This window comes from Stutzerimonas kunmingensis (assembly GCF_002929225.1).
Lineage (GTDB): Bacteria > Pseudomonadota > Gammaproteobacteria > Pseudomonadales > Pseudomonadaceae > Stutzerimonas.
On record NZ_PISM01000022.1, the window covers coordinates 11,589 to 35,908 of the forward strand.

Sequence of the window (24,320 nt, forward strand, 5' to 3'; positions counted from 1 at the left end):
GGGCGGCAAGCCAGGAGGGTACAAAAGCTGGCCATAAAATGGAAATCGGAGGGCATCGGGATCGAATGGAGGCGATCGGTGGGAATGCCGTCTATTCCAGCTGATCGGGCCGGGAGTCGTGGGTAATTGAAAAAACGAAACGGCCCGCCGAGTGGCGGGCCGTCCATGCAGTCGCAATGATCGCTAGAAGAAGGTCAGGCCGGCCTGGAACAGGCGCTCGACGTCGCGAATGTGTTTCTTGTCGACGAGGAACAGGATGACGTGGTCGCCGGACTCGATCCGTGTGTCGTCATGGGCGATCAGCACCTGGTCGTCGCGAATCACCGCGCCGATGGTGGTACCCGGGGGCAGCGCGATCTGCTCGATGGGGCGCCCAATCACCTTGCTCGAACGCGGATCGCCGTGGGCGATCACCTCGATGGCTTCGGCCGCGCCACGGCGCAGCGAGTGGGCGCTGACAATGTCGCCGCGGCGTACGTGGGTCAGCAGGGTACCGATGGTGGCGAGCTGCGGGCTGATGGCGATGTCGATCTCGCCACCCTGAACCAGATCGACGTAGGCCGGGTTGTTGATGATGCACATCACCTTGCGCGCGCCCAGCCGCTTGGCCAGCAGCGACGACATGATGTTGGCCTCGTCGTCGTTGGTCAGCGCGAGGAACACGTCCGCCTCGCTGATGTTCTCCTCGACCAGCAGGTCGCGGTCGGAAGCGCTGCCCTGCAGGATGATCGTGCTGTCCAGCGTGTCCGACAGGTAGCGACAGCGCGCCGGGTTCATCTCGATGATCTTCACCTGGTAACGGCTCTCGATCGCTTCGGCCAGCCGCTCGCCGATGTGGCCGCCACCGGCGATGACGATGCGCTTGTAGTTCTCGTCGAGCCGGCGCATTTCGCTCATCACCGCGCGGATATGGCCCCTGGCGGCGATGAAGAACACCTCGTCATCGGCCTCGATCACCGTGTCGCCACGGGGCAGGATGGCCTGGTTGCGACGGAAGATGGCGGCCACGCGGGTATCGACGTTGGGCATGTGACGGCGCAGTTGGCGCAGCTCCTGGCCGACCAGCGGCCCGCCGTAGTAGGCGCGCACCGCCACCAGCTGTGCCTTGCCTTCGGCGAAGTCGATTACCTGCAGCGAGCCGGGATGTTCGATCAGGCGCTTGATGTAGTTGGTGACCACCTGTTCCGGGCTGATCAGCACGTCGACCGGAATCGCCTCGTTGGCGAACAGACCGGAGCGCACCAAGTAGGCCGCTTCGCGCACGCGGGCGATCTTGGTCGGCGTATGGAACAGGGTGTAGGCGACCTGGCAGGCGACCATGTTGGTCTCGTCGCTGTTGGTCACCGCCACCAGCATGTCGGCGTCGTCTGCCCCAGCCTGGCGCAGCACCGTGGGAAACGAGCCGCGGCCCTGAATGGTGCGGATGTCCAGGCGATCACCGAGATCGCGCAGGCGGTCGCCGTCGGTGTCGACCACGGTGATGTCGTTGGCTTCGCTGGCGAGGTGTTCGGCGAGGGTACCGCCGACCTGGCCGGCGCCGAGAATGATGATCTTCACGCGATCACTCCTGAAAGGCGGATGTTTGCCGCCGCTTCCATGTTGGGCCCGCGCGCACTGCGCCGGGATTTCGACTCACCCACTGACACCACGTGGCTGCGCCGCGATCTTGATCAGCTTGGCATAGTAGAAGCCGTCGTGGCCGCTCTCCTGCGGCAGCAGCTGGCGACCATGCGGCTGCTGCAGGCCGAAGCCGCCCGGGAGGTCCAATTCGCGCGCGCCGGGCGTGCGTTCGAGGAAGGCGCCGATCACCTCGCGGTTCTCGGTCGGCAGCACCGAGCAGGTGGCATAGAGCAGGATGCCGCCGACGTCCAGGGTCGGCCACAGCGCATCGAGCATCTCGCCCTGCAGCGCGGCAAGGGGGGCGATGTCATCGGCCTGGCGCGTCAGCTTGATGTCCGGATGGCGGCGGATCACGCCGGTGGCCGAACAGGGTGCGTCGAGCAGGATGCGCTGGAACGGCTTGCCGTCCCACCAGCGCTCGGTGGCGCGGGCGTCGTCGGCGACCAGTTCGGCCTGTAAATGCAGACGCTCGAGGTTTTCCCGAACGCGCACCAGACGCTTGGGTTCCAGATCCAGCGCAATCAGCCCGGCCAATTGCGGCTCGCGTTCGAGCAGGTGACAGGTCTTGCCACCCGGTGCGCAACAGGCGTCCAGCACGCGCTGTCCCGGCGCCAGGTCGAGCAGCGAGGCGGCCAGCTGTGCGGCCTCGTCCTGCACGCTGACCCGCCCTTCGGCAAAGCCCGGCAGCTGATGCACGTCGCACGGCGCAACCAGGCGAATGCCGTCCTCACTGAACTCGCACGGATGGGCGTCGATTCCAGCGGCCTGCAACTCAGCCAGATAGGCGTCGCGGCTGACCTGGCGGCGATTGACCCGCAACATCATCGGCGGATGGGCATTATTGGCCGCGCAGATGGCTTCCCAATGCTCGGGCCAATGCGCCTTGAGCGCCTTCTGCAGCCAGCGCGGATGGGCCACGCGAATCACTGGGTCGTGTTCCAGCTCGGTCAGCAGCGCTTCGCCCTCACGCTGGGCGCGTCGCAACACAGCGTTGAGCAGGCCCTTGGCCCAGGGCTTCTTCAGCTTGTCGACGCAGCCGACGGTTTCGCCGATGGCCGCATGGGCCGGAATACGGGTATGGAACAGCTGGTACAGCCCCACCAGCAGCAGCGCCTCGACATCGCGATCGGCAGCCTTGAATGGCTTCTGCAGCAGCTTGTCGGCCAAACCTGCCAGGCGCGGATACCAGCGTGCAGTGCCGAAGGCCAGGTCCTGGGTCAGGCCGCGGTCGCGCGCGTCCACCTTGCCGAGTACCTCGGGCAGGCTGCTGCCCAGCGAGGCTTTGCCCGAGAGCACGACACTCAGCGCACGGGCTGCGGCCAGGCGCGGGTTCATTGACCGAGCACCAGGCCAGGGGCGAACTGCTCGCGGCGGCTGTTGTACAGGTCGCCGAAGCCAAGCGACTTGCCGCCGGGCAGTTGCAGACGAGTCAGCGACAATGCGCCTTCAGCGCAGGCAACGGTCAGCCCTTCCTTGCTCGCTTCGAGAATGCGTCCGGGCTCGCCCTGGCCTTCGCCGAGGCGTGCGGCGTGAATCTTCAGCGTTTCGCCATTCAGCGTGCTGTGGCAGATCGGCCAGGGGTTGAAGGCACGGATCAGCCGCTCCAGCTCGACGGCCGGGCGAGTCCAGTCGATGCGCGCCTCGTCCTTGCTCAGCTTGTGCGCATAGGTGGCGAGGCTGTCGTTCTGGGCTTCGGGCACCAGCGAACTGGCAGCCAGTGCGTCGACGGCCTGCACCACCGCCTGCGAGCCGAGCTCGGCGAGACGGTCGTGCAGCGTGCCGCCGGTGTCCTCGGCGGATATTGGCGTATGGACCTTGAGCAGCATCGGCCCGGTGTCGAGGCCCGCCTCCATCTGCATCACGGTGACGCCGGACTCGCTGTCACCGGCCTCGATCGCGCGCTGGATCGGCGCGGCGCCGCGCCAGCGTGGCAGCAGCGAGGCGTGGCTGTTGATGCAGCCCAGGCGCGGCAGGTCGAGCACCGCCTGCGGCAGGATCAGGCCATAGGCGACCACTACCATCAGGTCCGCCTGCAGTTCTGCCAGCTCCGCCTGGGCCGCCGGGTCCCGTAGGGTCTGCGGCTGGAAAACAGGGATGTCATGCTGCACGGCGAGCTGCTTGACCGGGCTGGGCATCAGCTTCTGGCCGCGACCGGCAGGGCGATCCGGCTGGGTGTAGACGGCAACGATCGATTTGCCGGCATCGAGCAGGGCCTGCAGGTGTAGAGCGGCGAATTCCGGGGTGCCGGCGAAAACGATGCGCAAGGGCTGGGTCATGAGGGCTCGCTAACAAAAAAGGCTTGCGTAGCAAGCCTTCGGGATTCGGGAATGATCAAGCCTGCTGGCGATGGATCTTTTCCAGCTTCTTCTTGATTCGGTCGCGCTTGAGGCTGGAGAGATAGTCGACAAACAGCTTGCCGTTGAGGTGATCGCATTCGTGCTGGATGCACACCGCGAGCAGGCCTTCGGCGACCATCTCGTAGGGTTTGCCGTCACGATCCAGCGCCTTGATCCGCACTTTCTGCGGGCGGTCGACGTTCTCGTAGAAGCCCGGTACCGACAGGCAGCCTTCCTGGTACTGGTCCATCTCGTCGGTCAGCGATTCGAATTCGGGATTGATGAAGACTCGCGGCTCGGACCGGTCTTCGGACAGGTCCATCACCACCACGCGCTTGTGCACATTGACCTGCGTTGCGGCCAGGCCGATGCCCGGAGCCTCGTACATGGTCTCGAACATGTCGTCGATCAGCTGACGAAGCTCGTCATCGACCACATCCACCGGTTTGGCGATGGTGCGCAGCCGCGGATCGGGAAATTCAAGGATGTTCAGAATGGCCATATGCGTTTGTGATGCACTTATGGAATAAAGTCAAAAGCCGCTGCTAAGATGCCGAGCAGCATGGAAAACGGCTTAATGCCGCGATCCAAAAGGGTTCCGCGGCGCTAGGGCGCTTTACGTGAAGGCACATAATAAAGGGATTCACCACATGAGGAAATCACTACTCGCCCTGCTGCTGGTGGCCGTCGGCGGGCTCGCCCAGGCCGCGGTGCAGCTCAAGGACAACCATCCGGAGCGTTATACGGTGGTGAAGGGCGACACACTCTGGGACATTTCCGGCCGCTTCCTGCGCGAACCGTGGAAATGGCCGGAGCTGTGGCATGCCAACCCGCAGATTGCCAACCCTCATCTGATCTATCCCGGTGACACCCTGAGCCTGGTCTACGTCGACGGCCAGCCGCGTCTGGTGCTCGACCGCGGCGCCTCGCGCGGCACCATCAAACTGTCGCCGACCGTTCGCACCACGCCGATGGCCGAAGCCATTCCGACCATTCCGCTGGAAGCGATCAACAGCTTCCTGCTGAGCAACCGCATCATCGACACCGCCGAGCAGTTCCAGGGTGCGCCCTACATCGTCGCCGGCAACGCCGAGCGGGTGGTCAGCGGCGCGGGCGACCGCATCTACGGCCGCGGTAGCTTCGAAGAAGATATGCCGGCGTACGGCATCTTCCGCCAGGGCAAGACCTACGTCGATCCGGAAACCGGCGAATTTCTTGGTATCAACGCCGATGACATCGGCACCGTGGACATCGTCGAGGTCGAAGGCGACATCGCCACCATGCACCTGACCCGTACCACCCAGGAAGCGCGCATCGGCGATCGTCTGTTCGCCAGCGAGGAGCGTGCGGTCAACTCGACGTTCATGCCCAGCTCGCCTGAGACGGAGGTGGACGGTGTGATTCTCGATGTACCGCGCGGCGTTACCCAGATCGGCCAGTTTGACGTGGTCACCCTGAACAAGGGCGCTCGCGACGGCCTGAAGGACGGCAACGTGCTGGCGGTCTACAAGACCGGCGAAACCGTACGTGACCGCGTGACGGGTGAGAACGTGAAGATTCCGGACGAGCGTTCCGGCCTGCTGATGGTGTTCCGCACCTACGACAAGCTCAGCTACGGCCTGATACTGCAGGCCACCCGCTCACTGGCGGTGAGCGACAAGGTCCGTAACCCCTGAAACAAGAGAGCCCCGCGAATGCGGGGCTTTTTCATGCTGCGACAGCACCGCACGGATGCGGTGCAAAGAGACAAGGAGTGTTCGCCATGCCTGCCATTTCCCCTGCCGAGCTGGAAGCTCGGCTGCGTCTGCATTTATTGCCCGAACTCGGCCCACGCCGCCTGCGCAAGTTGCTGAGCGCCTTTCCCGATGCCGCGTCGGCGTTGAGCGCGCCGGCCAGTGCCTGGCGGTCGCTGGGATTGCCGGCCAGTTGTGCCGAGCCACGACGCAGCGCCGACATCCGCGAGCGTGCCAGTGCCGCCCTTGCCTGGCTGGAGCAGCCGGACCGGCATCTGCTCTGCTGGGACGACCCGAACTACCCCGCCTTGCTGGCTGAACTGCCGGATGCACCACCGCTACTGTTCATTTCCGGCGATCCCGGCTTGCTCGAGCGACCGCAGCTGGCGATGGTCGGCAGCCGCCGCGCCTCGCGCAATGGCCTGGACAATGCCCGAGCGTTCTCCCGCAGCCTGGCCGGTGCCGGCTTCGTCATCACCAGCGGGCTGGCGCTGGGCATTGATGGTGCGGCGCATCAGGGCGCGCTGGACGCCGGCGGCAAGACCGTCGCGGTGCTCGGTACCGGTCTCGAACGGCTGTATCCGCAGCGTCACGTCGGCCTCGCCCAGCAGATCGTCGACGAAGGCGGTGCGCTGGTGTCCGAGCTGCCACTGGACTGCCCACCGCAGGCGAGCAACTTTCCGCGGCGCAATCGCATCATCAGTGGCCTGTCGCTGGGCGTGCTGGTGGTCGAGGCAAGCCCGTCGAGCGGTTCGCTGATCACCGCGCGACTCGCTGCCGAGCAGGGCCGGGAGGTCTACGCGATCCCCGGTTCGATCCATCATCCCGGCGCCCGAGGCTGCCATCAGCTGATTCGCCAGGGCGCGGCGCTGGTGGAGTCGGTCGAGGATGTGCTCGAAGCCCTGCGCGGCTGGCAGCGCGTCGACTTGCTCGACGGCGAAGGCCCGGCGCCGACGCAGCCGGACAATCCGCTGCTACGCGAACTGCTGGCCGCGCCGCGCAGCAGTGAAGCACTGGCCATGGCGCTCGATCAGCCGCTGGGGCAGGTGCTGGCGCAGCTGACCGAACTGGAAGTCGACGGGCTGGTGGCCTGCGACAACGGCTTCTGGACGGTGATCTCGCGCTAGGCGGAGCTGAGTCGCACAGCAGATATGTCGTGCGCCTGCCGATTCACGCCCTGTTGTTTGCGCGCTCGAAATGCGGAGGGTCTGTTGCAGGCTGTTGCGAATCGGCCGTCCAGCCCCCTGCTCGACGGCAGGTGCCTTGGGTAAACTGCCGGCTTTTCAGTCAGGCAGAGGTCGGCATGATCGGCGATTGGCGTGTGCAGCAAGTGGCGCGGGTGGTTCGCGCCGGCGGAGTGATCGCCTACCCGACCGAAGCGGTCTGGGGCGTGGGTTGCGACCCATGGGACGAAGAGGCGGTGCTGCGCCTGCTGGCGCTCAAGGAGCGGCCGGTGGAGAAGGGCCTGATCCTGATCGCCGACAGCATCGAGCAGTTCGACTTCCTGCTGGACGATGTGCCCGAGCGCTGGCTCGACCGCCTGGCTGCTACCTGGCCGGGGCCGAATACCTGGTTGGTGCCGCATCGCGGCCGCTTGCCGGAGTGGATCACCGGGCGGCACGACAGCGTCGCGCTGCGGGTGACCGATCATCCACTGGTCACGCGGCTGTGTGCGTTGACCGGTCCGCTGGTCTCGACGTCCGCCAACCCTGCCGGCCGTCCAGCAGCGCGCTCGCGGCTGCGGGTCGAGCAGTATTTCCCGCGTCAGCTCGACGCCGTGTTCGCCGGCCCGCTGGGTGGGCGACGTAACCCCAGTGTCATTCGCGATCTGCGCACGGGCGAAGTGATTCGTCCGGCCTGAGCCCGCGGTGAAACGCACTGTGCGGCTGCCCCTATAAAGGCAGCCGCCGCGGCGTCAGGGCAGCAGAATGGTCGATCCGGTGGTTTCCCCCGCCGCCAGTTTGCGCTGGGCTTCGGCCGCTTCGCTGAGCGGGTAGCGCTGGCCGATCTCGACCTGGATCCTGCCGCTGCCGATCATCTCGAACAGTTCATCGGCCATGGCCTGCAGACGTTCCGGCGTGTCGGCGTAGCCGGCCAGAGTTGGCCGAGTGACGAACAGCGAGCCCTTCTGCGCCAGCACACCCAGGTTCACCCCGGTGACGGCCCCGGAGGCGTTGCCGAAGCTGACCAGCAGGCCGCGCGGGGCGACGCAGTCCAGCGAGATTTCCCAGCTGCTCTTGCCCACCGAGTCGTAGACCACCGGGCACTTCCTGCCTTCGGTCAGCTCCAGCACGCGCTGCACCACGTCCTCGCGGGTACGATCGATGGTGGCCCAGGCGCCCAGGGCCTTGGCTCGCTCGGCCTTTTCCGCCGAGCCCACCACCCCGATCAACTGCGCGCCGAGTGCGCGCGCCCACTGACAGGCGATCGATCCGACACCGCCGGCGGCGGCATGGAACAGCACCGTCTCGCCGGCCTGCAGCGAGTGGGTCTGGCGCAGCAGGTACTGGCAGGTGAGGCCCTTGAGCATCACCGCGGCAGCCTGCTCGAAGCTGATGGAGTCCGGCAACTTGACCAGATGCCGTGCCGGCAGCGTGTGGTGTTCGCCGTAGGCGCCGAGCGGGCCGGTGGCATAGGCGACCCGGTCGCCCGGCTGCAGGTGCTGCACACCCTCACCCACCGCATCGACCACACCGGCACCCTCGGTGCCCAGCCCGGATGGCAGGCTCGGCGGCTGATACAGACCGCCGCGGAAATAGGTGTCGATGAAGTTCAGGCCGATGGCATGGTTGCGCACCCGCACTTCGCCTGCAGCCGGCGCGCTGAGCGGCATATCGACCTGTTCCAGGACTTCGGGACCGCCGTGCTGGCTGAATTGGATGCGCTGGGACATGTCTGGCTCCTGGTCATTGAAAGAGCGTCTATCCAACCCGCCGGGGCTGCGTTCGTCAATCGGCTGAATGCTATGCTTGCCGGCCGACCCCGTTTCAAGCACCGCCCAGCCGCGCCTCAAGGGCTGCGTGCGGTCATTCGCAAGGTGATTTCGTGAACCACAGGACCGAAGCCGTCAAAGCCTATCTGCTCGATCTGCAGGACCGCATCTGCGCTGCGCTGGAGGCCGAAGATGGCGGCGCGCGCTTCGCCGAGGACGCCTGGACGCGGCCCGGTGGCGGCGGTGGCCGGACGCGGGTGATCGAGAACGGCGCACTGATCGAGAAGGGCGGGGTGAACTTCTCCCACGTGCATGGCGACAGCCTGCCGCCGTCGGCCAGCGCCCATCGCCCGGAGCTGGCCGGGCGTGGCTTCGAGGCGCTTGGTGTGTCGCTGGTGATCCACCCGCACAATCCGTATGTGCCCACGTCCCACGCCAACGTGCGCTTCTTCATCGCCGAGAAGGAAGGCGAGGAACCGGTCTGGTGGTTCGGCGGCGGCTTCGACCTGACGCCCTACTACGGCGCCGAGGAAGACTGCGTGCACTGGCACCGGATCGCGCGGGACGCCTGCGCGCCGTTCGGGGCGGACGTCTATCCGCGCTACAAGGAGTGGTGCGATCGCTATTTTCACATCAAGCACCGCCACGAACCCCGTGGTGTCGGCGGGCTGTTCTTCGACGACCTGAACCAGTGGGATTTCGACACCAGTTTCGCCTTCATGCGTGCGGTCGGCGATGCCTACCTCGACGCCTACCTGCCCATCGTCCAGCGGCGCAAGGCTTCGCCATTCGGTGAGCGCGAGCGGCAGTTCCAGCTGCTGCGCCGCGGCCGCTACGTCGAATACAACCTGGTCTATGACCGCGGCACGCTGTTCGGTCTGCAATCGGGCGGGCGTACCGAATCCATCCTGATGTCGCTGCCGCCGCAAGTGGCCTGGGGTTATGACAAGCATCCCGAGCCAGGCACACCGGAAGCGCGCCTGACCGAGTATTTCCTGCAGGACCGCGACTGGCTCGCCGAGCAGCCCTGACCTTCGACTGCTATCCGCATCCCACACCGCAAGGATTCACCCATGGACCGCTACGGCGTCTTCGGAAACCCCATCGGCCACAGCAAATCACCGCAGATTCACGCCCTGTTCGCCGCGCAGACCGGCCATGCGCTGTGCTACGAGGCACTGCTGGCGCCGCTGGACGACTTTCCGGGGTTCGCCCGGGCATTTTTCCGGGACGGCCAGGGGGCCAACGTCACCGTGCCGTTCAAGGAACAGGCCTATGGCATGGCCGATCAACTCACCGAGCGCGCCCGCCGTGCCGGTGCGGTGAATACCCTGAAGAAGCTCGAAGACGGCCGCCTGCTCGGTGACAACACCGATGGTGCCGGGCTGGTGAGCGATCTGCTGAACGCCGGTGTAGCGCTGGCGGGCCAGCGCATTTTGCTGCTCGGCGCTGGCGGGGCCGTGCGTGGCGTACTCGAGCCGTTGCTGGCGCAAAAGCCGGCGGCGCTGATCATCGCCAACCGCACGCCGAGCAAGGCCGAACAGCTGGTGCAGGAATTCGCCGAACTGGGGCCGCTGTCCGCCAGCACCTTCGCCGATCTTGCCGAACCGGTTGACCTGATCATCAATGGCACCTCGGCCAGCCTCGGCGGCGAACTGCCACCGCTGGCCGACAGCCTGATCCGGCCGGGTCAGAGCTTCTGCTACGACATGATGTACGCCGCCAGGCCCACGGCGTTCTGCCAGTGGGCGGCAGCGCTGGGTGCGGACACCCGCGACGGGCTCGGCATGCTGGTGGAGCAGGCGGCGGAGGCCTTCGAACTGTGGCGCGGCGTACGCCCGGACACGGCGCCGGTGCTCGCCGAACTGCGTCGGCAGCTAAGCTAGTGGCCTGTTTGGTAAGTTCAGTTGGTCAATTTCGGCGCCCATGGCCCCGATACTGCGTTGCTGCTCCTCGCCATAGCCCGCTATGACTCGTCGCAGCGCCTTGTCTCGGAACAATGGTCATCCAAACTTGCCTCAACAAACTCACCGCACAGGCCACTAGCCGCTGAAGTGAATGCGCTGATGAATGTGCTGGGGGTTTTCCAGTTCATCGACGATGCCGGCGGCGATGCGTTGCAATTCCCGATAGGGATTGGCGTCACCCTTGCCAGCCGCTTCGGCCAGCGCCTCGATGGTCAGTTGGTTACCGGCTGACGGCGCGTCTACCAGCGTCCAGCGCAGCGGATGGCTGACCAGTCGTTGCAGTGCAGCCTCGACCTCCGGCTGCAGCTCGATCGCCGGAAAATCGGCAACCAGCAGCAGGCGCTCGACCTTGGCGCGCTCCAGGCCGAGCAACAGCGCCTCCACCGCCTGGTAGAAGTCGCGCTGGGGCGACTCCCCGGTAACCGTATCGGCACCCGGCAGACGCGGCGTCTGAAACAGACAGACCACCGCATCCATCCCGGCCACGCTCTCGCTGACGCTCACTGCATCGAACGGATTGCCCGGCTTGGTCCGCAGACCTGGCCGGGCGGCTATCGAATTGAGGTCCTCGAGCAATGCCACGGCCTCATGCTGGCGGCTGAGCAGCTCCACCAGCAGCGCGCTGCCAAGGTCGTCGTGCGCGCCGTAAAGGGCGAACTTCAACCGTGGCGTTTCGGCATTGAGCATGACGGCTGCCGATCAGCGACGGGTGATCAGATAGCCGATCACGGCAAAGGCGCCTGCGGCCAGAGCCAGGGTACCCAGCGGATGCTCCTTGGCGCATTCGCGCGCAGCACGGCTGGCTTCGCGGGTGCGTCGGGAGATATCGGCATAGTGCTCATCCCAGTCGTTGTCGTGCCAGAGTGACTCGGCACGCGAACGCAGTGCGCTCAGGCGCTTGCGCGAGTCGTGGGCGGCATCGTGCTTGAGCTCATCGAGCGCGCGCATCAGGCTGTCGATCTCGTGTTGAACTTCTTCGCGGGTGGTGGCTTTGCTGAAACGGGACATGGTGGGACCTCCCCTCGGTAAGTGTGGTTGTTTGACTCCGAAAACAGGCAGAGGTGCCGCCCGATCTGCAGTGCAACGCCGGCCGGATCGTCACGCGGCCGCTCTGGCGCTGCTCTTCCGACGAACCGCTCATCGGAAAGAGGCGAGTCTGCGGGCGATTCCCTATACTGGCGAAACGTCTACCACGTCGCATTCAGCGCATTTCGCCCTTCCATCGCGGGGAAACACCCATCGTGAACTTTCGTCGTACCCTCGCCAGTCTGCTGTTCGCCTGCCTGGCCTCTTTGCCACCCATCCATGCCCAGGCCGCCAAGCCGGCCGTACAGGAACTCGCCTCCGGCAGCGCCCTGCTGGTCGATCTGAAGACCAATGAAGTGCTCTATTCCAGCAATCCGGACATGGTGGTGCCGATCGCCTCGGTGACCAAACTGATGACCGCCATGGTCGTGCTGGACGCCAAGCTGCCGCTGGATCAGGCGCTGCCGGTGACCATCCGCGATGCCAGGGAGATGCAGGGCGTGTTCTCCCGCGTGCGTATCGGCAGCGAGATCAGCCGCCGCGAGATGCTGCTGCTGACCCTGATGTCTTCCGAGAACCGCGCCGCCGCGAGCCTCGCCCACCACTTTCCGGGTGGCTACTCGGCCTTCATCCAGGCGATGAACGCCAAGGCGCGGGCGCTGGGCATGACCCGCACACACTATGTCGAGCCCACCGGGCTGTCCGAACGCAATGTCTCCAGTGCCAATGACCTGGTCAAGCTGATCCGCTCCAGCCGCCAGTACGCGCTGATACAGCAGTTCAGCACCACCGACGAGAAGACCGTTGCCTTCCGCAAACCCAACTACACCCTCGGCTTTCGCAACACCAACGCCCTGGTGCGCAAGAACAACTGGGACATCCAGCTGAGCAAGACCGGTTTCACCAATGCCGCCGGGCATTGCCTGGTGATGAGCACCACCATGAAACAGCGGCCGGTGGCCTTCGTGGTGCTCGATGCGTTCGGCAAGTACACCCACATGGCCGACGCCAACAGGCTGAAGAAGTGGCTGGAAACCGGCACCGTCACCCCGGTACCCGCCGCGGCACTGGCCTACAAGCAGCAGAAGCAGGCGCAGCGCCAGCAGCTGGCCGGCCAACCCGCCGACGCGGCGCAGGCACTGCTCGACGCCCGCTGAGGTCTGCCGTTCGCTGCGTGGCGATGGCGTCGCGCGGCGAACCTAACCGGCAGGCCTGACGATCAGCGAACATTCTTGAGTTTGCGCAACTCTTTTTGCTGAGAGTCGTTCCTATCATGAACGCCATTCGCACCTGCGCCTGATCGGATCGTCGATGACACGCCGCCGCCTTCCCGCCTGGCTCGCCAGCCTGGCCCTGCTGATCCATCTGCTGAGCATGCCGCTGTCTGGCCTGTTGCCGGCAGAGACCAGGCGGCTGCTCGGCTGGAGCGGCCATTGCCCGTTGATGCAGGCACAGCTGCAGCAGTCGCACGCACTGCACGGGTCGGCGGAGCATGGCGAGCATGAACCGGCAACCCATGGCGGGATGCCGCCGTGCTGCTGCTGCGCCGGCTCGATGGGCCTGGCAGCGCTGCCCGTCGCCGCACCGCTGCTACCGCAGGAAATTCGTGGCGGCCCGGTCCTCGCTGTCGAAGCAGGCGCCCATCGGCCGTCGCCACGGCAACAATGGCCGGCCCTCAATCCTCGCGCCTCCCCCCTCGCCTGACGCCGCTGGCGTCACCCTTCGTTGCTTCGCCTGAATTGCCTGCACCGACCACGGTGGTGCTGGCGTCTGCCTGCGGCCATTCGCCGTACGGCCCTGTCTGTTGCACAAGGAACATGCGAGATGCTCGATCATCCTGCGCACCCTTCGCGGCGCTCTGCGCTGCCGCGTCTTGTTATTGCGGCCCTGGCCGCTGCCCATCTGCCGGCAAGCCTTGCCGATACCGCCGCCTCCGCGCTGTCGCTGGGCAGCAGCACCGTCACCGCCAGCCAGTCGGGTGGTGGTCTGCCGACCAGCAGCGTGATCAGCTCGGTCGATCTGCTCGGCGGCGACATTCTCGAACAGCAACCGGTGCTCTACAGCTGGGAGCTGTTTCGTCGCGCGCCGGGAGTGATGCTCACCGAATTCGGCCAGGGCACCAGCTCCGGCAAGCTGTCCTTTCGCGGCTTCAACGGCGAAGGTGAAGTCAACGCGGTCAAGCTGCTGATCGACGGCATCCCGAGCAACAGCAACGACGGCAACATGCCCTATCTGGACATGCTGTTCCCGCTGGAGATCGACGGCATCGAGGTGGTGCGCGGCACCAACGACCCGCGCTACGGCCTGTACAACATCGCCGGCAACGTCGCCGTGCAGTCGCGCATCGGCGGCGATTACGGCAAAGCGCGGCTGCGCTACGGCAGCTACGACACCCAGGAGCTGCAGCTGGCCAAGGGCATCGAAAGCGGCAACTGGACGCAGAACTACTTCATCGGTCAGCAGAAGAGCGATGGCTACCGCGACCATGCCGGCAGCGAGCGCACCAGCCTGTCCGGCAAATGGTTCTACACGCCGGACGCCGGCAAATGGCGCCTTGGCCTGATCGCCCGGCATTACGAGGCCGAGGCCGACGAGCCGGGTTACCTGTCCCGCGAGGACGCACGGCACTCGCCGCGTCAGTCCTACGCGCTGTCATCCAGCGACATGGGCGAGCGGCGCATGAACCAGCTCAGCCTGCATCTGGACAGCCAGCTGGCCAGCGATCTCAGCTGGGCGACCAAGGTCTGGCTCAACACCCTGGACGACGACCGCTGGGTGCGTTTCTCGCAATCTGCGCCACAGCAGCGGCGTACCAGCGAGGAGAAGCACTACGGCGCACGCACCTCGCTGACCTATCGCCCGGACGTGTCCTGGCTGCATGACCTGGCCATTGAAGGCGGGCTCGACACCGAGCAGCAGCGCAACCGCAGCGAGCGCTACAGCACCGTCGAGCGGCAGGTCGTGACCCAGACCCGCGACCAGCGCTTCGACTACGACAGCTACGGCGCCTACCTGCAGGCGGTGATCCAGCCGGTCGAGTCGCTGAAGATCATCCCGGCGTTTCGCGTCGACCGCATCGAGGGCGACTTCACCGATGAGCTGAGCGGCAACGATTACGCGATCAACGACTACGGCAGCATCGAGCAGCCGAAGATCAGCCTGATCTACACCCCCATCGAGCAGCTGAGCCTGTATGGCAACTGGGGCCGGACCTTCCAGATCGGCACCGGCGCGGCCGCCTACAAGGTGCCGCCGCGCACCAGCGATCTCTCGCCGTCGATCAACGATGGCTGGGAGACCGGCATCAAGTTCAACCCCGCGCACTGGATCGATGGGCGCATCGCCTACTGGGAGCAGGTGGCCACGGACGAGGTGCGGCGCCGGCTAAACGACCCCAGCGGTGAATCGGAGAACCTCGGGCAGACGCGCCGCTGGGGCTACGATGCGCAGCTCAACCTCTACCCCGCCAGCGATCTGAATCTGTGGCTGGCGCACTCCTGGCAGTTCTCCGAAATCGAGAAGGCTGATCCGAGCCTGCCGGCCAGCCAGGGCCAGCAGATCGACCATGTGCCGCAGCGGCTGTACTCGGCCGGCAGCACCTACCAGGCGACCCCGGACCTGCAGCTCAGCGCCTGGCTCAACGGCCAGACCGACTACTACCTCGAACGCGAAAACACCCAGGGCAAGTACGGCGGCTACGTGCTGTTCAACCTGGGCGCCAGCTATCAGCTGACCGAGCAGCTGGCCGTCGACCTGCAACTGAAGAACCTCACCGACCGCTACTACGAGTACGTCTGGTACGACGGTGTCCAGTCGTTGCACGCGCCGGGCGATGGCCGCGCGCTGTATGCCGCCGTGACCCTGGACTTCTGAGCCGCATGAAGCGCTATCTGTACCTCGCGCACCGCTGGCTGGGTATCGGGCTCGGCCTGTTTGTGCTGCTCTGGATCGTCAGCGGCGTGGTGATGCTCTTCGTCGGCTACCCCAAGTTGACGCCAGAGGAGCACCTGTCACGCCTGCAGCCGCTGAGTGGCGATTGCTGCATCGCTCCGGGCGCAGCGCTTGCCGCCAGCGCAGACCCGCGCACGCCGCTCAGCCTGCGTCTGACGAGCGCGGGTAGCTCGCCGCGCTATCTGCTGGATTACGGCGACGGGCCGCTGCTGGTGGTGGACGCACGCAGCGGCAAGCGCATCGAGCACATCGGCGCTGCCGAGGCACTGGCCAGTGCGCGGCAGTTCGCGGACGGTGGCGAGGTGCGTTTGCTCGATCGGGTCGAGGAAGACGCATGGACGCGCAACCACGCCCTGGCCCGCGAGCGACCGCTGTATCGCTTGCAGGCGGACGATGCGGAAGGGCATCTGCTGTACGTTTCCAGCCACACCGGGCTGGTGGTGCGCGACGCCACGGCCCACGAGCGCGCCTGGAACCTGCTCGGAGCCTGGCTGCACTGGCTCTACCCGTTGCGTGAAGTCATGCCGAAGGCGATCTGGTCGGTGGCGCTGGTCTACGGTGCGCTGCTGGCCGCGGTGCTGGTGCTGCTGGGCATGCTGATCGGGCTGCTGCGCTGGCGCTTCGCCGGTCGCTACCGCAACGGCTCGCACTCGCCCTACCCGGCTGGCGCTGGCCGCGTGCACCACGTTGGCGGGATGCTGGTCGGCGTGGCGCTGCTGGTCTGGCTGGTCAGCGGCATGCTGTCGATGGAGCCCTGGGGGCTGTTCGAGAAGCGCTCGACCATCGATGCCGCCGCGCTGCGGCAAGCGCCGCTAGACACCGAGGCGCTGGATACGGATCTGGCCTTTGCGCTGGCCCGATTCCGCGAGGCTGGTATCGAACCGGTGGAGCTGCAGTGGCAGGTGCTCGGCGATCAGCCCTATCTGCTCGGTATCGATGCCAGGGGTGAAACACGCATTCTGCCCGCCACCCATTCCGAGCCGGCACAGGAACGCCTTGAGCGCGCCCTGCTGGAGCGCGAGGTCCGCCAGGCCTGGCCCGAACGGCAGCTGCGCTTCGAATGGCTGGAACAGGAAGACTTCCACTACTACGCCCGTAGCGAACCGAGTCTCTATAGCCATCTGCCGCGACGCTTGCCGCTGCTGCGGGTGCGTTTTGACGATCCGGCCGCGACCTGGCTGCACATCGATCCTTACAGCGGCACCGTTATCGAACAACTCGACCAGCGCCGGCGGGCCGTGCGCTGGGTGTTCAAGCTGCTGCACAGCCGGGACTGGCTGCCCTTGCTGCAACGGCCGCTGCTGCGTGACGGCCTGCTGCTGGCATTCAGCGCCGGCATGCTGGTGATCGCCGTCAGTGGCGTGCTGCTGGGCTGGCGCCGCCTGCGTGGTCGGCCACGGCGCGTCAGGCCACGGGCCGCACCGGCTGCCCGGTCGTCGCGACTGGCCGGTACAACGTCGGCGGACGATTCGATGCAACGATGACGGAACACCCGACTCAAACGACTACATTTCCCTTAGCACAGCGGGAACCGACGTCGAATGAGCACCCCAGACGATAGCTATATCCAGTGGCTGGTGGACCAGTCCATGTTGCACGCGGCGCGCGAGCGGTCGCGCCTCTATGCCGGCCAGGCGCGGCTCTGGCAGCGGCCCTACGCCCAGGCGCGGCCGCGCGATGCCAGCGCCATCGGCTCGGTGTGGTTCACCGCCTACCCGGCAGCCATCATCACCCCCGAGGGCGGTACGGTGCTCGAAGCGCTGGGTAACGATCGCCTGTGGAGCGCGCTCTCCGAGCTGGGTGTGCAGGGCATCCACAACGGCCCGATGAAGCGCTCTGGTGGTTTGAGCGGACGCGAGTTCACGCCGACCATCGATGGCAACTTCGACCGCATCAGCTTCGATATCGACCCGAAGCTGGGCACCGAAGAGCAGATGCTGCAGCTTAGCCGGGTCGCCGCCGCGCACAACGCCATCGTCATCGACGACATCGTCCCGGCGCACACCGGCAAGGGCGCCGACTTCCGCCTCGCGGAAATGGCCTACGGCGACTACCCGGGGCTGTACCACATGGTGGAGATCCGCGAGGAGGACTGGGAATTGCTGCCCGAGGTGCCGCCGGGACGCGATTCGGTCAATCTCGAACCGCCGGTCGTTGATCGCCTGCATGAAAAGCACTACATCGTCGGCCAGTTGCAGCGGGTGATCTTCTTCGAGCCCGGCATCAAGGACACCGACTGGAGCGCCACCGGGGAAGTCACCGGCGTCGACGGCAAGGTCAGGCGCTGGGTCTACCTGCACTATTTCAAGGAAGGTCAGCCGTCGCTGAACTGGCTCGATCCGACGTTCGCCGCCCAGCAGCTGATCATTGGCGATGCCCTGCATGCCATCGATGTGGCCGGCGCCCGCATGCTGCGCCTGGATGCCAACGGCTTTCTCGGTGTCGAGCGAAGGGCCGAGGGCACCGCCTGGTCCGAGGGCCATCCGCTGTCGGTCACCGGCAATCAGCTGCTCGCCGGCGCGATCCGCAAGGCCGGGGGCTTCAGCTTCCAGGAACTGAACCTGACCATCGACGACATCGCCGCCATGTCCCACGGCGGTGCCGACCTGTCCTACGACTTCATCACCCGTCCGGCCTACCACCACGCGCTGGTGACCGGCGACACCGAGTTCCTGCGCATGATGCTGCGCGAGGTGCACGCCTTCGGCATCGACCCGGCCTCGCTGATCCATGCACTGCAGAACCACGACGAGCTGACCCTGGAACTGGTGCATTTCTGGACGCTGCACGCCTACGACCACTACCACTACAAGGGCCAGACGCTGCCCGGCGGACACCTGCGCGAGCTGATCCGTGAGGAGCTGTACGAACGGCTGACCGGCGAGCATGCGCCCTACAACCTCAAGTTCGTCACCAACGGCGTGGCCTGCACCACCGCCAGCGTGATCGCGGCGGCGCTGAACATCCGTGATCTGGACGCCATCGGGCCAGCCGAGGTCGAGCAGATCCAGCGCCTGCATCTCCTGCTGGTGATGTTCAACGCCATGCAGCCCGGCGTATTCGCCCTCTCCGGCTGGGATCTGGTTGGTGCCCTGCCGCTGGCGCCGGAGCAGGTCGAGCACCTGATGGGCGACGGCGACACGCGCTGGATCAACCGTGGCGGCTATGACCTGGCGGACCTGGCACCCGAGGCGTCGACGTCCGCCGAAGGTTTGCCGAAAGCCCGCGCCTTGTACGGCAGCCTGGCCGAGCAGCTGCAGCACGGCGGCTCCTTCGCCTGCCAGCTCAAACGCATCCTCAGCGTGCGTCAGGCCTACGACATCGCCGCGAGCAAGCAGATCCTGATTCCCGATGTGCAGGCGCCGGGGCTGCTGATCATGGTTCACGAGCTGCCGGCCGGCAAAGGCGTACAGATCACCGCACTGAACTTCAGCGCCGAGACCATCAGCGAAACCGTCTGTCTGCCCGGCGTGGCGCCCGGCCCGGTGGTGGACATCATCCACGAGCGCGTGGAAGGTGACCTCACCGAGAACTGCGAACTGACCTTCAACCTCGACCCTTACGAAGGCCTGGCCCTGCGGGTGGTGAGCGCGGCATCGCCGGTGATCTGAAGGCCCTCTTCGCGAGCCCCGGGCGCACGGCTATAGTGCGCACCGGCCCGGGGCTCGCCCTCGCCTTCGAGGACTTCGCGTGTCGTTCACTCCGCTTATTCGCCGCATTTCCCTGCTGCTCGCCTGCATGGCATGGGCTGGCGCTCCGGCTCTGGCACAGACGGCCTGCCCGCCTGGCCAACAGCCAATCTGCCTGAGCGGCAGCTGCCTCTGCGTGCCCGGCTCTGCCAGCGACACCCAGGCCGTTTACGACCGTGTGCAGCGCATGGCCGCGCTGGCGCTGCAGAACTGGATTCAGCAATCGCGGGATCGCCTGGTAGCGGGCGGTGTCGAGCCGATGCCGCTGCATATCCGCTCGCAGCTCGAACCCTTTTTCGATCTCGCGGTGCTGGAAAGCGCGAACTACCGCGTCGGCGACGAAGTGGCGCTGAATGCCGGCAACACCCTGCTGCGCAATCCGGACGTCAACGCCGTGACTCTGATCGACGTCATCGTCTTCCGCCACGCCAGCGATGCGCAGGACAACGTCGCGCTCTGGGCCCATGAGCTCAAGCACGTCGAACAGTATCTGGATTGGGGCGTCGCCGAGTTCGCCCGACGCTACACGCTGGATCATCGCGCCGTGGAACAGCCGGCCTATGCGCTGGAAATCGAGGTGGAAAAGGCGCTGGATGCGCGACCCTGAGCGGTCGCTCGCGTCGCAGCGGATGCTCGGCGCCCGGTTTCAGCGGATCGCATCGGCCACGGCGCAGTCACATGCCAGACAGACACCGCCAACAGGAGCCGAGCCATGAGTGTGACCGTGACCAAGCTCGAAGGCGACGACATTCCCGAGCATCTGCGCCACCCGGATATCGCCATGGTCTATCGGGTCACCGATGCCAATGGCAACAGCCGCTACCTGACCGACGACGTCGAAGCCGCGCAGCTGGCGGTCAATATCAGTGACCGCCAGCAGCTGAAGCCCGACGCCTGACGCCGGGCCTTGGTCCTCAGCCGGCCAGCACCGAATCCACCAGCGCCTTGGCCTCGGCCTGAATGCGCGCCAGGTGCGCTTCGCCTTCGAAGCTCTCGGCGTAGATCTTGTACACGTCCTCGGTGCCGGACGGCCGTGCGGCGAACCAGCCGTTTTCCGTTTCCACTTTCAGCCCGCCGATGGCCGCGCCGTTGCCCGGTGCCTCGGTGAGGATGCGTGTGATCGGCTGGCCGGCCAGCTCCTTCGCCGAGACCTGCGACGCGGAGAGCTTGCCCAGGCGTGTCTTCTGCTCGCGGTTGGCCGCGGCGTCGATGCGCTGATACACCGGCGCGCCGAAGCGGTCGGTCAGCGCCTTGTAGCGCTCGCTCGGGTCCTTGCCGGTGACTGCGGTGATCTCCGCGGCGAGCAGGCCGAGGATCAGCCCGTCCTTGTCGGTGGACCAGGCGCCGCCCTGCTTGTCGAGGAACGACGCACCGGCCGATTCCTCGCCGCCGAAGCCCAGGCTGCCGTCCATCAGGCCGTCGACGAACCACTTGAAGCCCACCGGCACTTCCACCAGGCGGCGGTCGATGCCGGCGGCGACGCGGTCGATCATCGACGAGGACACCAGCGTCTTGCCGATGCCGGCCTCGGCGCTCCAGCCCGGGCGATGGGTGAACAGGTATTCGATGGCCACGGCCAGGTAATGGTTGGGGTTCATCAGCCCGCCGGAGCGGGTGACGATGCCGTGGCGGTCGTGGTCGGTGTCGCAGGCGAAGGCCACGTCGAAGCGGTCCTTGTTCTCGATCAGCCCGGCCATGGCATGCGGCGAGCTGCAGTCCATGCGGATCTTGCCGTCCCAGTCCAGGCGCATGAAGCGGAAGGTCGGGTCGACCACCGTGGACAGCACCTCCAGCGGCAGGCCGAAGCGCTCGGCGATGCGTGGCCAGTAGTGCACGCCGGCGCCGCCCAGCGGGTCAACCGCGAACTTCAGACCCGAGCCGCGGATGGCGTCGAGGTCGATCACCCGCTCCAGCCCGCCGACATAGGCGTCGATGAAATCGAAGCGCTGGGTGGTCGAGGCCTTCAGCGCCTGGCGGTAATCCATGCGCTTGACGCCATCGAGACCGGCGACCAGCAGCGCATTGGCGCGTTCCTGAATCCACTTGGTCACCCCGGTGTCGGCCGGGCCGCCGTTGGTGGGGTTGTACTTGAAGCCGCCATCGCCCGGCGGGTTGTGCGACGGCGTGATGACGATGCCATCGGCCAGCCCGCTCGTGCGGCCGCGGTTGTAGCTGAGGATCGCGTTGGAGATCGCCGGGGTCGGTGTGTAGCCCGGCTCGCCGTTGGTTTCCGGGCAGCCGGCGTCGATGCGCGTCTCGATGCCGTTGGCTGCCAGCACTTCCAGCGCCGAGATGAACGCCGGTTCGGACAGCGCGTGGGTGTCCATGCCCATGAACAGTGGGCCGTCGATGCCTTCCTGGCGGCGGTAATCGCAGATCGCCTGGGTGGTGGCGAGGATATGCCACTCGTTGAAGCTGCCCTTGAGCGAGGAGCCGCGGTGCCCGGAGGTGCCGAACGCCACCTGCTGCGCCGGGTCGGACGGGTCCGGCCGGTCGCTGTAGTAACGCGCCACCAGGCGTGGCAGGTGGGTCAGGGTGTGCGGGTCGGGCAGGCGTCCTGCGTTGGCGGCGATACTCATCGGTCAGTCCTGTGCGAAAAGGCGGTACGCCGGCCCAGGCGGGCGTGGCGCGAAGCGAATGAAACGCCAGTCGGCGCCATTTATCCAGAGCTTCGACCGCATCAGCGCCGGCGGTTCCATACGCGGCGTTATCCAGCCTGCGACGTTTTGGCCATGCGCGCTCGTCGCCCCGCCGGAACCTCCGCCGCAGCCCCCTTTCCACTGCTTAGCGGCTCGCGTTCGCGAGCCCGTGACCAGGAGGTTGTCACATGAACGTCGACGAGCGAATCCGCCAGCGCGCCTATGAAATCTGGCAAGCCGAAGGCCAGCCGGAAGGCAAGGAAAGCGAGCATTGGCAACAGGCCCGCGAGGAAATCGAACCCTTCTACAAGGAAGGCGACGCCGAGGCCGGCAGTGTGGAAAGCAGTGTGGCGATACCCATGCCGAAATCGGACAACATGCATTAACCACGCAGGCAGGGCGGCGAAGGCGCAGCAGGCGTCGTCCCGCCCGAATCTGCTGCCACGTTCTCACCCTTCCCATCCTCTGCCCCGGCGCGCTGGAGCCTGCCGCTGCGCGCTGCTAGAGTGCCGCCGCTTGCCAACCACCGGCTGACAGGACGTCTGCCCAGCCACCGCACAGGATGCCTCCATGAAAAAGCTCGCACTCGCCGTTGCCGTACCTCTGGCCCTCTTCGGTGCCGCCACCTTCTACACCAGCACCCAGGTCGAATCGACCGCCCGTGATGCCGTCGACCAGGCCAACCTCAAGCTGCGCGAGATGGGCGTCGGCGCCGGTGCCGAGGTCGGCCTCACCCTGCTCAGCTTCGAACGCGGCCTGCTCTCCAGCACCGCGCGTTACCAGATCGACATCGAAGTGGCGGACGACGAAGGCAACACCGAACACTACGCTCTGCTGCTGCAGGATCGCCTCGAACACGGCCCCTTCCCCATTTCGCGCCTGACCCGTGGTCAGCTGATGCCGGTCGCCGCGCAGAGCCATTTCGAACTCGAACGCACGCCGCTGACGCAAAAGCTGTTCGACGCCGCCTCCGGCGAAGTGCCGCTGGTGGGTGACGTGACCATCGGCTACGACGGCGGCCAGGCCGGCGATCTGCGCACCGCCGCGCTGAACATCGAGGACGAAGACGGCAGCGTGCGCATCGCACCGGCCAACCTCAACTTCGAGGCGAACAAGGCCGGCAGCGACGTACGCATGGACGGTGAACTGGCGGAAGTCGACATCGACCTGCAGCGCAGCGACAGCGGCCAGCCGGTACAGGTGAGCCTGCGCGGCATCGGCCTGAGCGCCGACAAGCAGGATTATGACGCGGGCTTCGGCTTCGGCCCGTCCGCCATCACCCTGGAACGCATGGAAATCAAGGCCGGCGACGAACCTGCCGTGGTCATCCAGCAGGCCTCCGTCGAGGAGTCGCTGAGCCGCGGCAGCCGTGGCCTCGACCAGACCATCGCCTACCGCATCGGCGAGGTCAGCGCCAAAGGCCAGACCTTGCGCAACCTCGCCCTCGCCTTCAGCCTGCGCAACCTCGAGGAAAGCAGCCTCAAGGCGCTGGTCGCGAGCTACAAGGAAATTCTCGACAGCAGCGCCACCCCGCAGGAATCTTTCGCCGGCATGACCGCCGCCCAGCAGCAGGAGCTGCAGGCGCATGGCCTGCAGCTGCTGGAACACAAACCCACCCTGGCCCTCGACGAGTTCGGCTTCGAGACCGCCCACGGCTCGGCCCGCCTGTCCGTCGTGCTCGACCTGCAATCGCCGAGCGCAGAAGCCTTCACCCCGGATGCGATGATCACCAGCATGCTCGCCTCGCTCAAGGCCGAAGCCGGTATCGACAAGGACCTGGTGCGCGACATCGCCGGGCTGGTCGCGCAGAACAACCAGCCTGACGGCCAGCTCGATAAGGCGGCACTGCAGCAGGAAACCGACGCCGCCACCGAGCTGTTCAGCGGCATGGCGCTGGACACCGGCTGGTCGCGCCTGGAAGGCGAACGCCTGGTCAGCTCGCTGCATTACGCTGACAACCGGGTGACCTTCAACGGCCGCGAAATGAGCGTGCAGGAATTCATCGGCTTCGCCTTCGGTTCGGCGCAGAACGCCGGTCTGCTCGGCCAGTAAGCGTCAGCCTGCGGATGCGTCCGCAGTGACAGAAAACCCCGCGGCCCTGTTCAGCACCTCGCTGGGCAGGGCCGTGTCGCTTTAGGGCGTTTGCGTCGTTCTGATCACCCGTCACCCCCCGACACCTTCCTGCCCTTGCCCTGCCCCCGAGCCGGCTGCGCGACCGCTGACCTGATCTCCCAGCGGGCGCTATCTGCACCTGCCAACGCCCGCGCGTCGCCCTGTTTCGATATTCGCCTGCGCTCCGTCAGGTCGCTGGAACCATCGTCGCTCTCGCCGCCTCTGCTGAATATGACAAATGCGCCAGGCCGAGCCGGGACTTTCGCCGATTGCGGCCTGACGCACCGAGAAAACACACGCTCATTCAAACCATGC

General features: G+C 66.1%; 22 protein-coding genes. 14 read left to right on the forward strand and 8 right to left on the reverse strand.

Annotated features, from left to right (window positions below; all coding sequences use genetic code 11):
- Nucleotides 1-183: 183 nt before the first annotated feature.
- The 4 genes from trkA to def form a co-directional block, all read right to left on the reverse strand.
- Nucleotides 184-1,557, reverse strand: coding sequence for a Trk system potassium transporter TrkA (trkA, locus tag CW305_RS19330; protein ID WP_014818504.1), 1,374 nt, complete (start codon nt 1,555-1,557; stop codon nt 184-186).
- Nucleotides 1,558-1,632: 75 nt separating this feature from the next.
- A complete protein-coding gene (rsmB, locus tag CW305_RS19335) occupies nt 1,633-2,955 on the reverse strand; it encodes a 16S rRNA (cytosine(967)-C(5))-methyltransferase RsmB (protein WP_104098671.1) in 1,323 nt (440 codons plus the stop codon).
- On the reverse strand, nt 2,952-3,896 hold the full coding sequence (fmt, locus tag CW305_RS19340; protein ID WP_104098672.1) for a methionyl-tRNA formyltransferase: 945 nt from the start codon (nt 3,894-3,896) through the stop codon (nt 2,952-2,954). The genes rsmB and fmt overlap by 4 nt, the downstream gene beginning before the upstream one ends.
- A 55-nt stretch (nt 3,897-3,951) precedes the next feature.
- Complete coding sequence (gene def, locus CW305_RS19345; protein ID WP_038655704.1) at nt 3,952-4,458, reverse strand: peptide deformylase; 507 nt, start codon at nt 4,456-4,458, stop codon at nt 3,952-3,954.
- 148 nt (nt 4,459-4,606) lie between these two features.
- On the opposite strand from def, the gene CW305_RS19350 reads away from it, so the two are divergent.
- The 3 genes from CW305_RS19350 to tsaC all read left to right on the forward strand — a co-directional run bounded on the left by CW305_RS19350 (nt 4,607) and on the right by tsaC (nt 7,550).
- Nucleotides 4,607-5,632 carry a LysM peptidoglycan-binding domain-containing protein gene (locus CW305_RS19350; protein ID WP_046621984.1) on the forward strand — a complete coding sequence of 342 codons (1,026 nt, stop codon included), beginning with the start codon at nt 4,607-4,609 and terminating at the stop codon, nt 5,630-5,632.
- An 86-nt stretch (nt 5,633-5,718) separates the two neighbouring features.
- Nucleotides 5,719-6,816, forward strand: a complete 1,098-nt coding sequence (dprA, locus tag CW305_RS19355) for a DNA-processing protein DprA (RefSeq protein WP_104098673.1) — start codon at nt 5,719-5,721, stop codon at nt 6,814-6,816.
- Nucleotides 6,817-6,992: 176 nt separating this feature from the next.
- On the forward strand, nt 6,993-7,550 hold the full coding sequence (gene tsaC / locus CW305_RS19360) for an L-threonylcarbamoyladenylate synthase type 1 TsaC (protein WP_014818510.1): 558 nt from the start codon (nt 6,993-6,995) through the stop codon (nt 7,548-7,550).
- 54 nt (nt 7,551-7,604) lie between these two features.
- On the opposite strand, the gene CW305_RS19365 is transcribed toward tsaC, so the two are convergent.
- Complete coding sequence (locus CW305_RS19365; RefSeq protein WP_014818511.1) at nt 7,605-8,582, reverse strand: NADPH:quinone reductase; 978 nt, start codon at nt 8,580-8,582, stop codon at nt 7,605-7,607.
- A gap of 152 nt (nt 8,583-8,734) precedes the next feature.
- On the opposite strand from CW305_RS19365, the gene hemF reads away from it, so the two are divergent.
- On the forward strand, nt 8,735-9,652 hold the full coding sequence (gene hemF / locus CW305_RS19370; RefSeq protein ID WP_014818512.1) for an oxygen-dependent coproporphyrinogen oxidase: 918 nt from the start codon (nt 8,735-8,737) through the stop codon (nt 9,650-9,652).
- A 42-nt stretch (nt 9,653-9,694) separates the two neighbouring features.
- On the forward strand, nt 9,695-10,507 hold the full coding sequence (gene aroE / locus CW305_RS19375) for a shikimate dehydrogenase (protein WP_014818513.1): 813 nt from the start codon (nt 9,695-9,697) through the stop codon (nt 10,505-10,507).
- A 156-nt stretch (nt 10,508-10,663) separates the two neighbouring features.
- Here aroE and CW305_RS19380 read toward each other — a convergent pair whose 3' ends face one another.
- Both CW305_RS19380 and CW305_RS19385 read right to left on the reverse strand, forming a co-directional pair.
- A complete protein-coding gene (locus tag CW305_RS19380; protein WP_104098674.1) occupies nt 10,664-11,275 on the reverse strand; it encodes an NAD(P)-dependent oxidoreductase in 612 nt (203 codons plus the stop codon).
- Between the two features lie 12 nt (nt 11,276-11,287).
- A complete protein-coding gene (locus CW305_RS19385) occupies nt 11,288-11,596 on the reverse strand; it encodes an ElaB/YgaM/YqjD family protein (RefSeq protein WP_003282345.1) in 309 nt (102 codons plus the stop codon).
- A gap of 233 nt (nt 11,597-11,829) precedes the next feature.
- On the opposite strand from CW305_RS19385, the gene pbpG reads away from it, so the two are divergent.
- The 7 genes from pbpG to CW305_RS19420 all read left to right on the forward strand — a co-directional run bounded on the left by pbpG (nt 11,830) and on the right by CW305_RS19420 (nt 20,152).
- Complete coding sequence (gene pbpG, locus CW305_RS19390; RefSeq protein ID WP_104098675.1) at nt 11,830-12,771, forward strand: D-alanyl-D-alanine endopeptidase; 942 nt, start codon at nt 11,830-11,832, stop codon at nt 12,769-12,771.
- A 154-nt stretch (nt 12,772-12,925) separates the two neighbouring features.
- Entirely contained in the window at nt 12,926-13,318 is a 393-nt protein-coding gene (locus CW305_RS19395) for a DUF2946 family protein (RefSeq protein ID WP_014818516.1), read from the forward strand.
- 120 nt (nt 13,319-13,438) lie between these two features.
- Nucleotides 13,439-15,487 (forward strand): TonB-dependent receptor, encoded by a 2,049-nt coding sequence (locus CW305_RS19400; protein WP_104098676.1) that lies wholly within the window; start codon nt 13,439-13,441, stop codon nt 15,485-15,487.
- A 5-nt stretch (nt 15,488-15,492) separates the two neighbouring features.
- Nucleotides 15,493-17,049 (forward strand): sodium:proline symporter, encoded by a 1,557-nt coding sequence (locus CW305_RS19405; protein WP_104098677.1) that lies wholly within the window; start codon nt 15,493-15,495, stop codon nt 17,047-17,049.
- A 57-nt stretch (nt 17,050-17,106) separates the two neighbouring features.
- Complete coding sequence (gene treS, locus CW305_RS19410; protein WP_046621964.1) at nt 17,107-19,176, forward strand: maltose alpha-D-glucosyltransferase; 2,070 nt, start codon at nt 17,107-17,109, stop codon at nt 19,174-19,176.
- 79 nt (nt 19,177-19,255) lie between these two features.
- Nucleotides 19,256-19,861 (forward strand): eCIS core domain-containing protein, encoded by a 606-nt coding sequence (locus tag CW305_RS19415; protein ID WP_104098678.1) that lies wholly within the window; start codon nt 19,256-19,258, stop codon nt 19,859-19,861.
- 105 nt (nt 19,862-19,966) lie between these two features.
- On the forward strand, nt 19,967-20,152 hold the full coding sequence (locus tag CW305_RS19420) for a hypothetical protein (RefSeq protein WP_023446421.1): 186 nt from the start codon (nt 19,967-19,969) through the stop codon (nt 20,150-20,152).
- 16 nt (nt 20,153-20,168) lie between these two features.
- Here the strand turns inward: CW305_RS19420 and pgm are convergent, their stop codons facing one another.
- Nucleotides 20,169-21,833 carry a phosphoglucomutase (alpha-D-glucose-1,6-bisphosphate-dependent) gene (gene pgm / locus CW305_RS19425; RefSeq protein ID WP_104098679.1) on the reverse strand — a complete coding sequence of 555 codons (1,665 nt, stop codon included), beginning with the start codon at nt 21,831-21,833 and terminating at the stop codon, nt 20,169-20,171.
- A gap of 248 nt (nt 21,834-22,081) precedes the next feature.
- Between pgm and CW305_RS19430 the strand changes: the two genes are divergently transcribed.
- Complete coding sequence (locus tag CW305_RS19430; protein WP_023446418.1) at nt 22,082-22,279, forward strand: DUF2934 domain-containing protein; 198 nt, start codon at nt 22,082-22,084, stop codon at nt 22,277-22,279.
- A gap of 184 nt (nt 22,280-22,463) precedes the next feature.
- Nucleotides 22,464-23,945, forward strand: a complete 1,482-nt coding sequence (locus tag CW305_RS19435) for a YdgA family protein (RefSeq protein WP_104098680.1) — start codon at nt 22,464-22,466, stop codon at nt 23,943-23,945.
- The last annotated feature ends 375 nt before the right edge of the window (nt 23,946-24,320 follow it).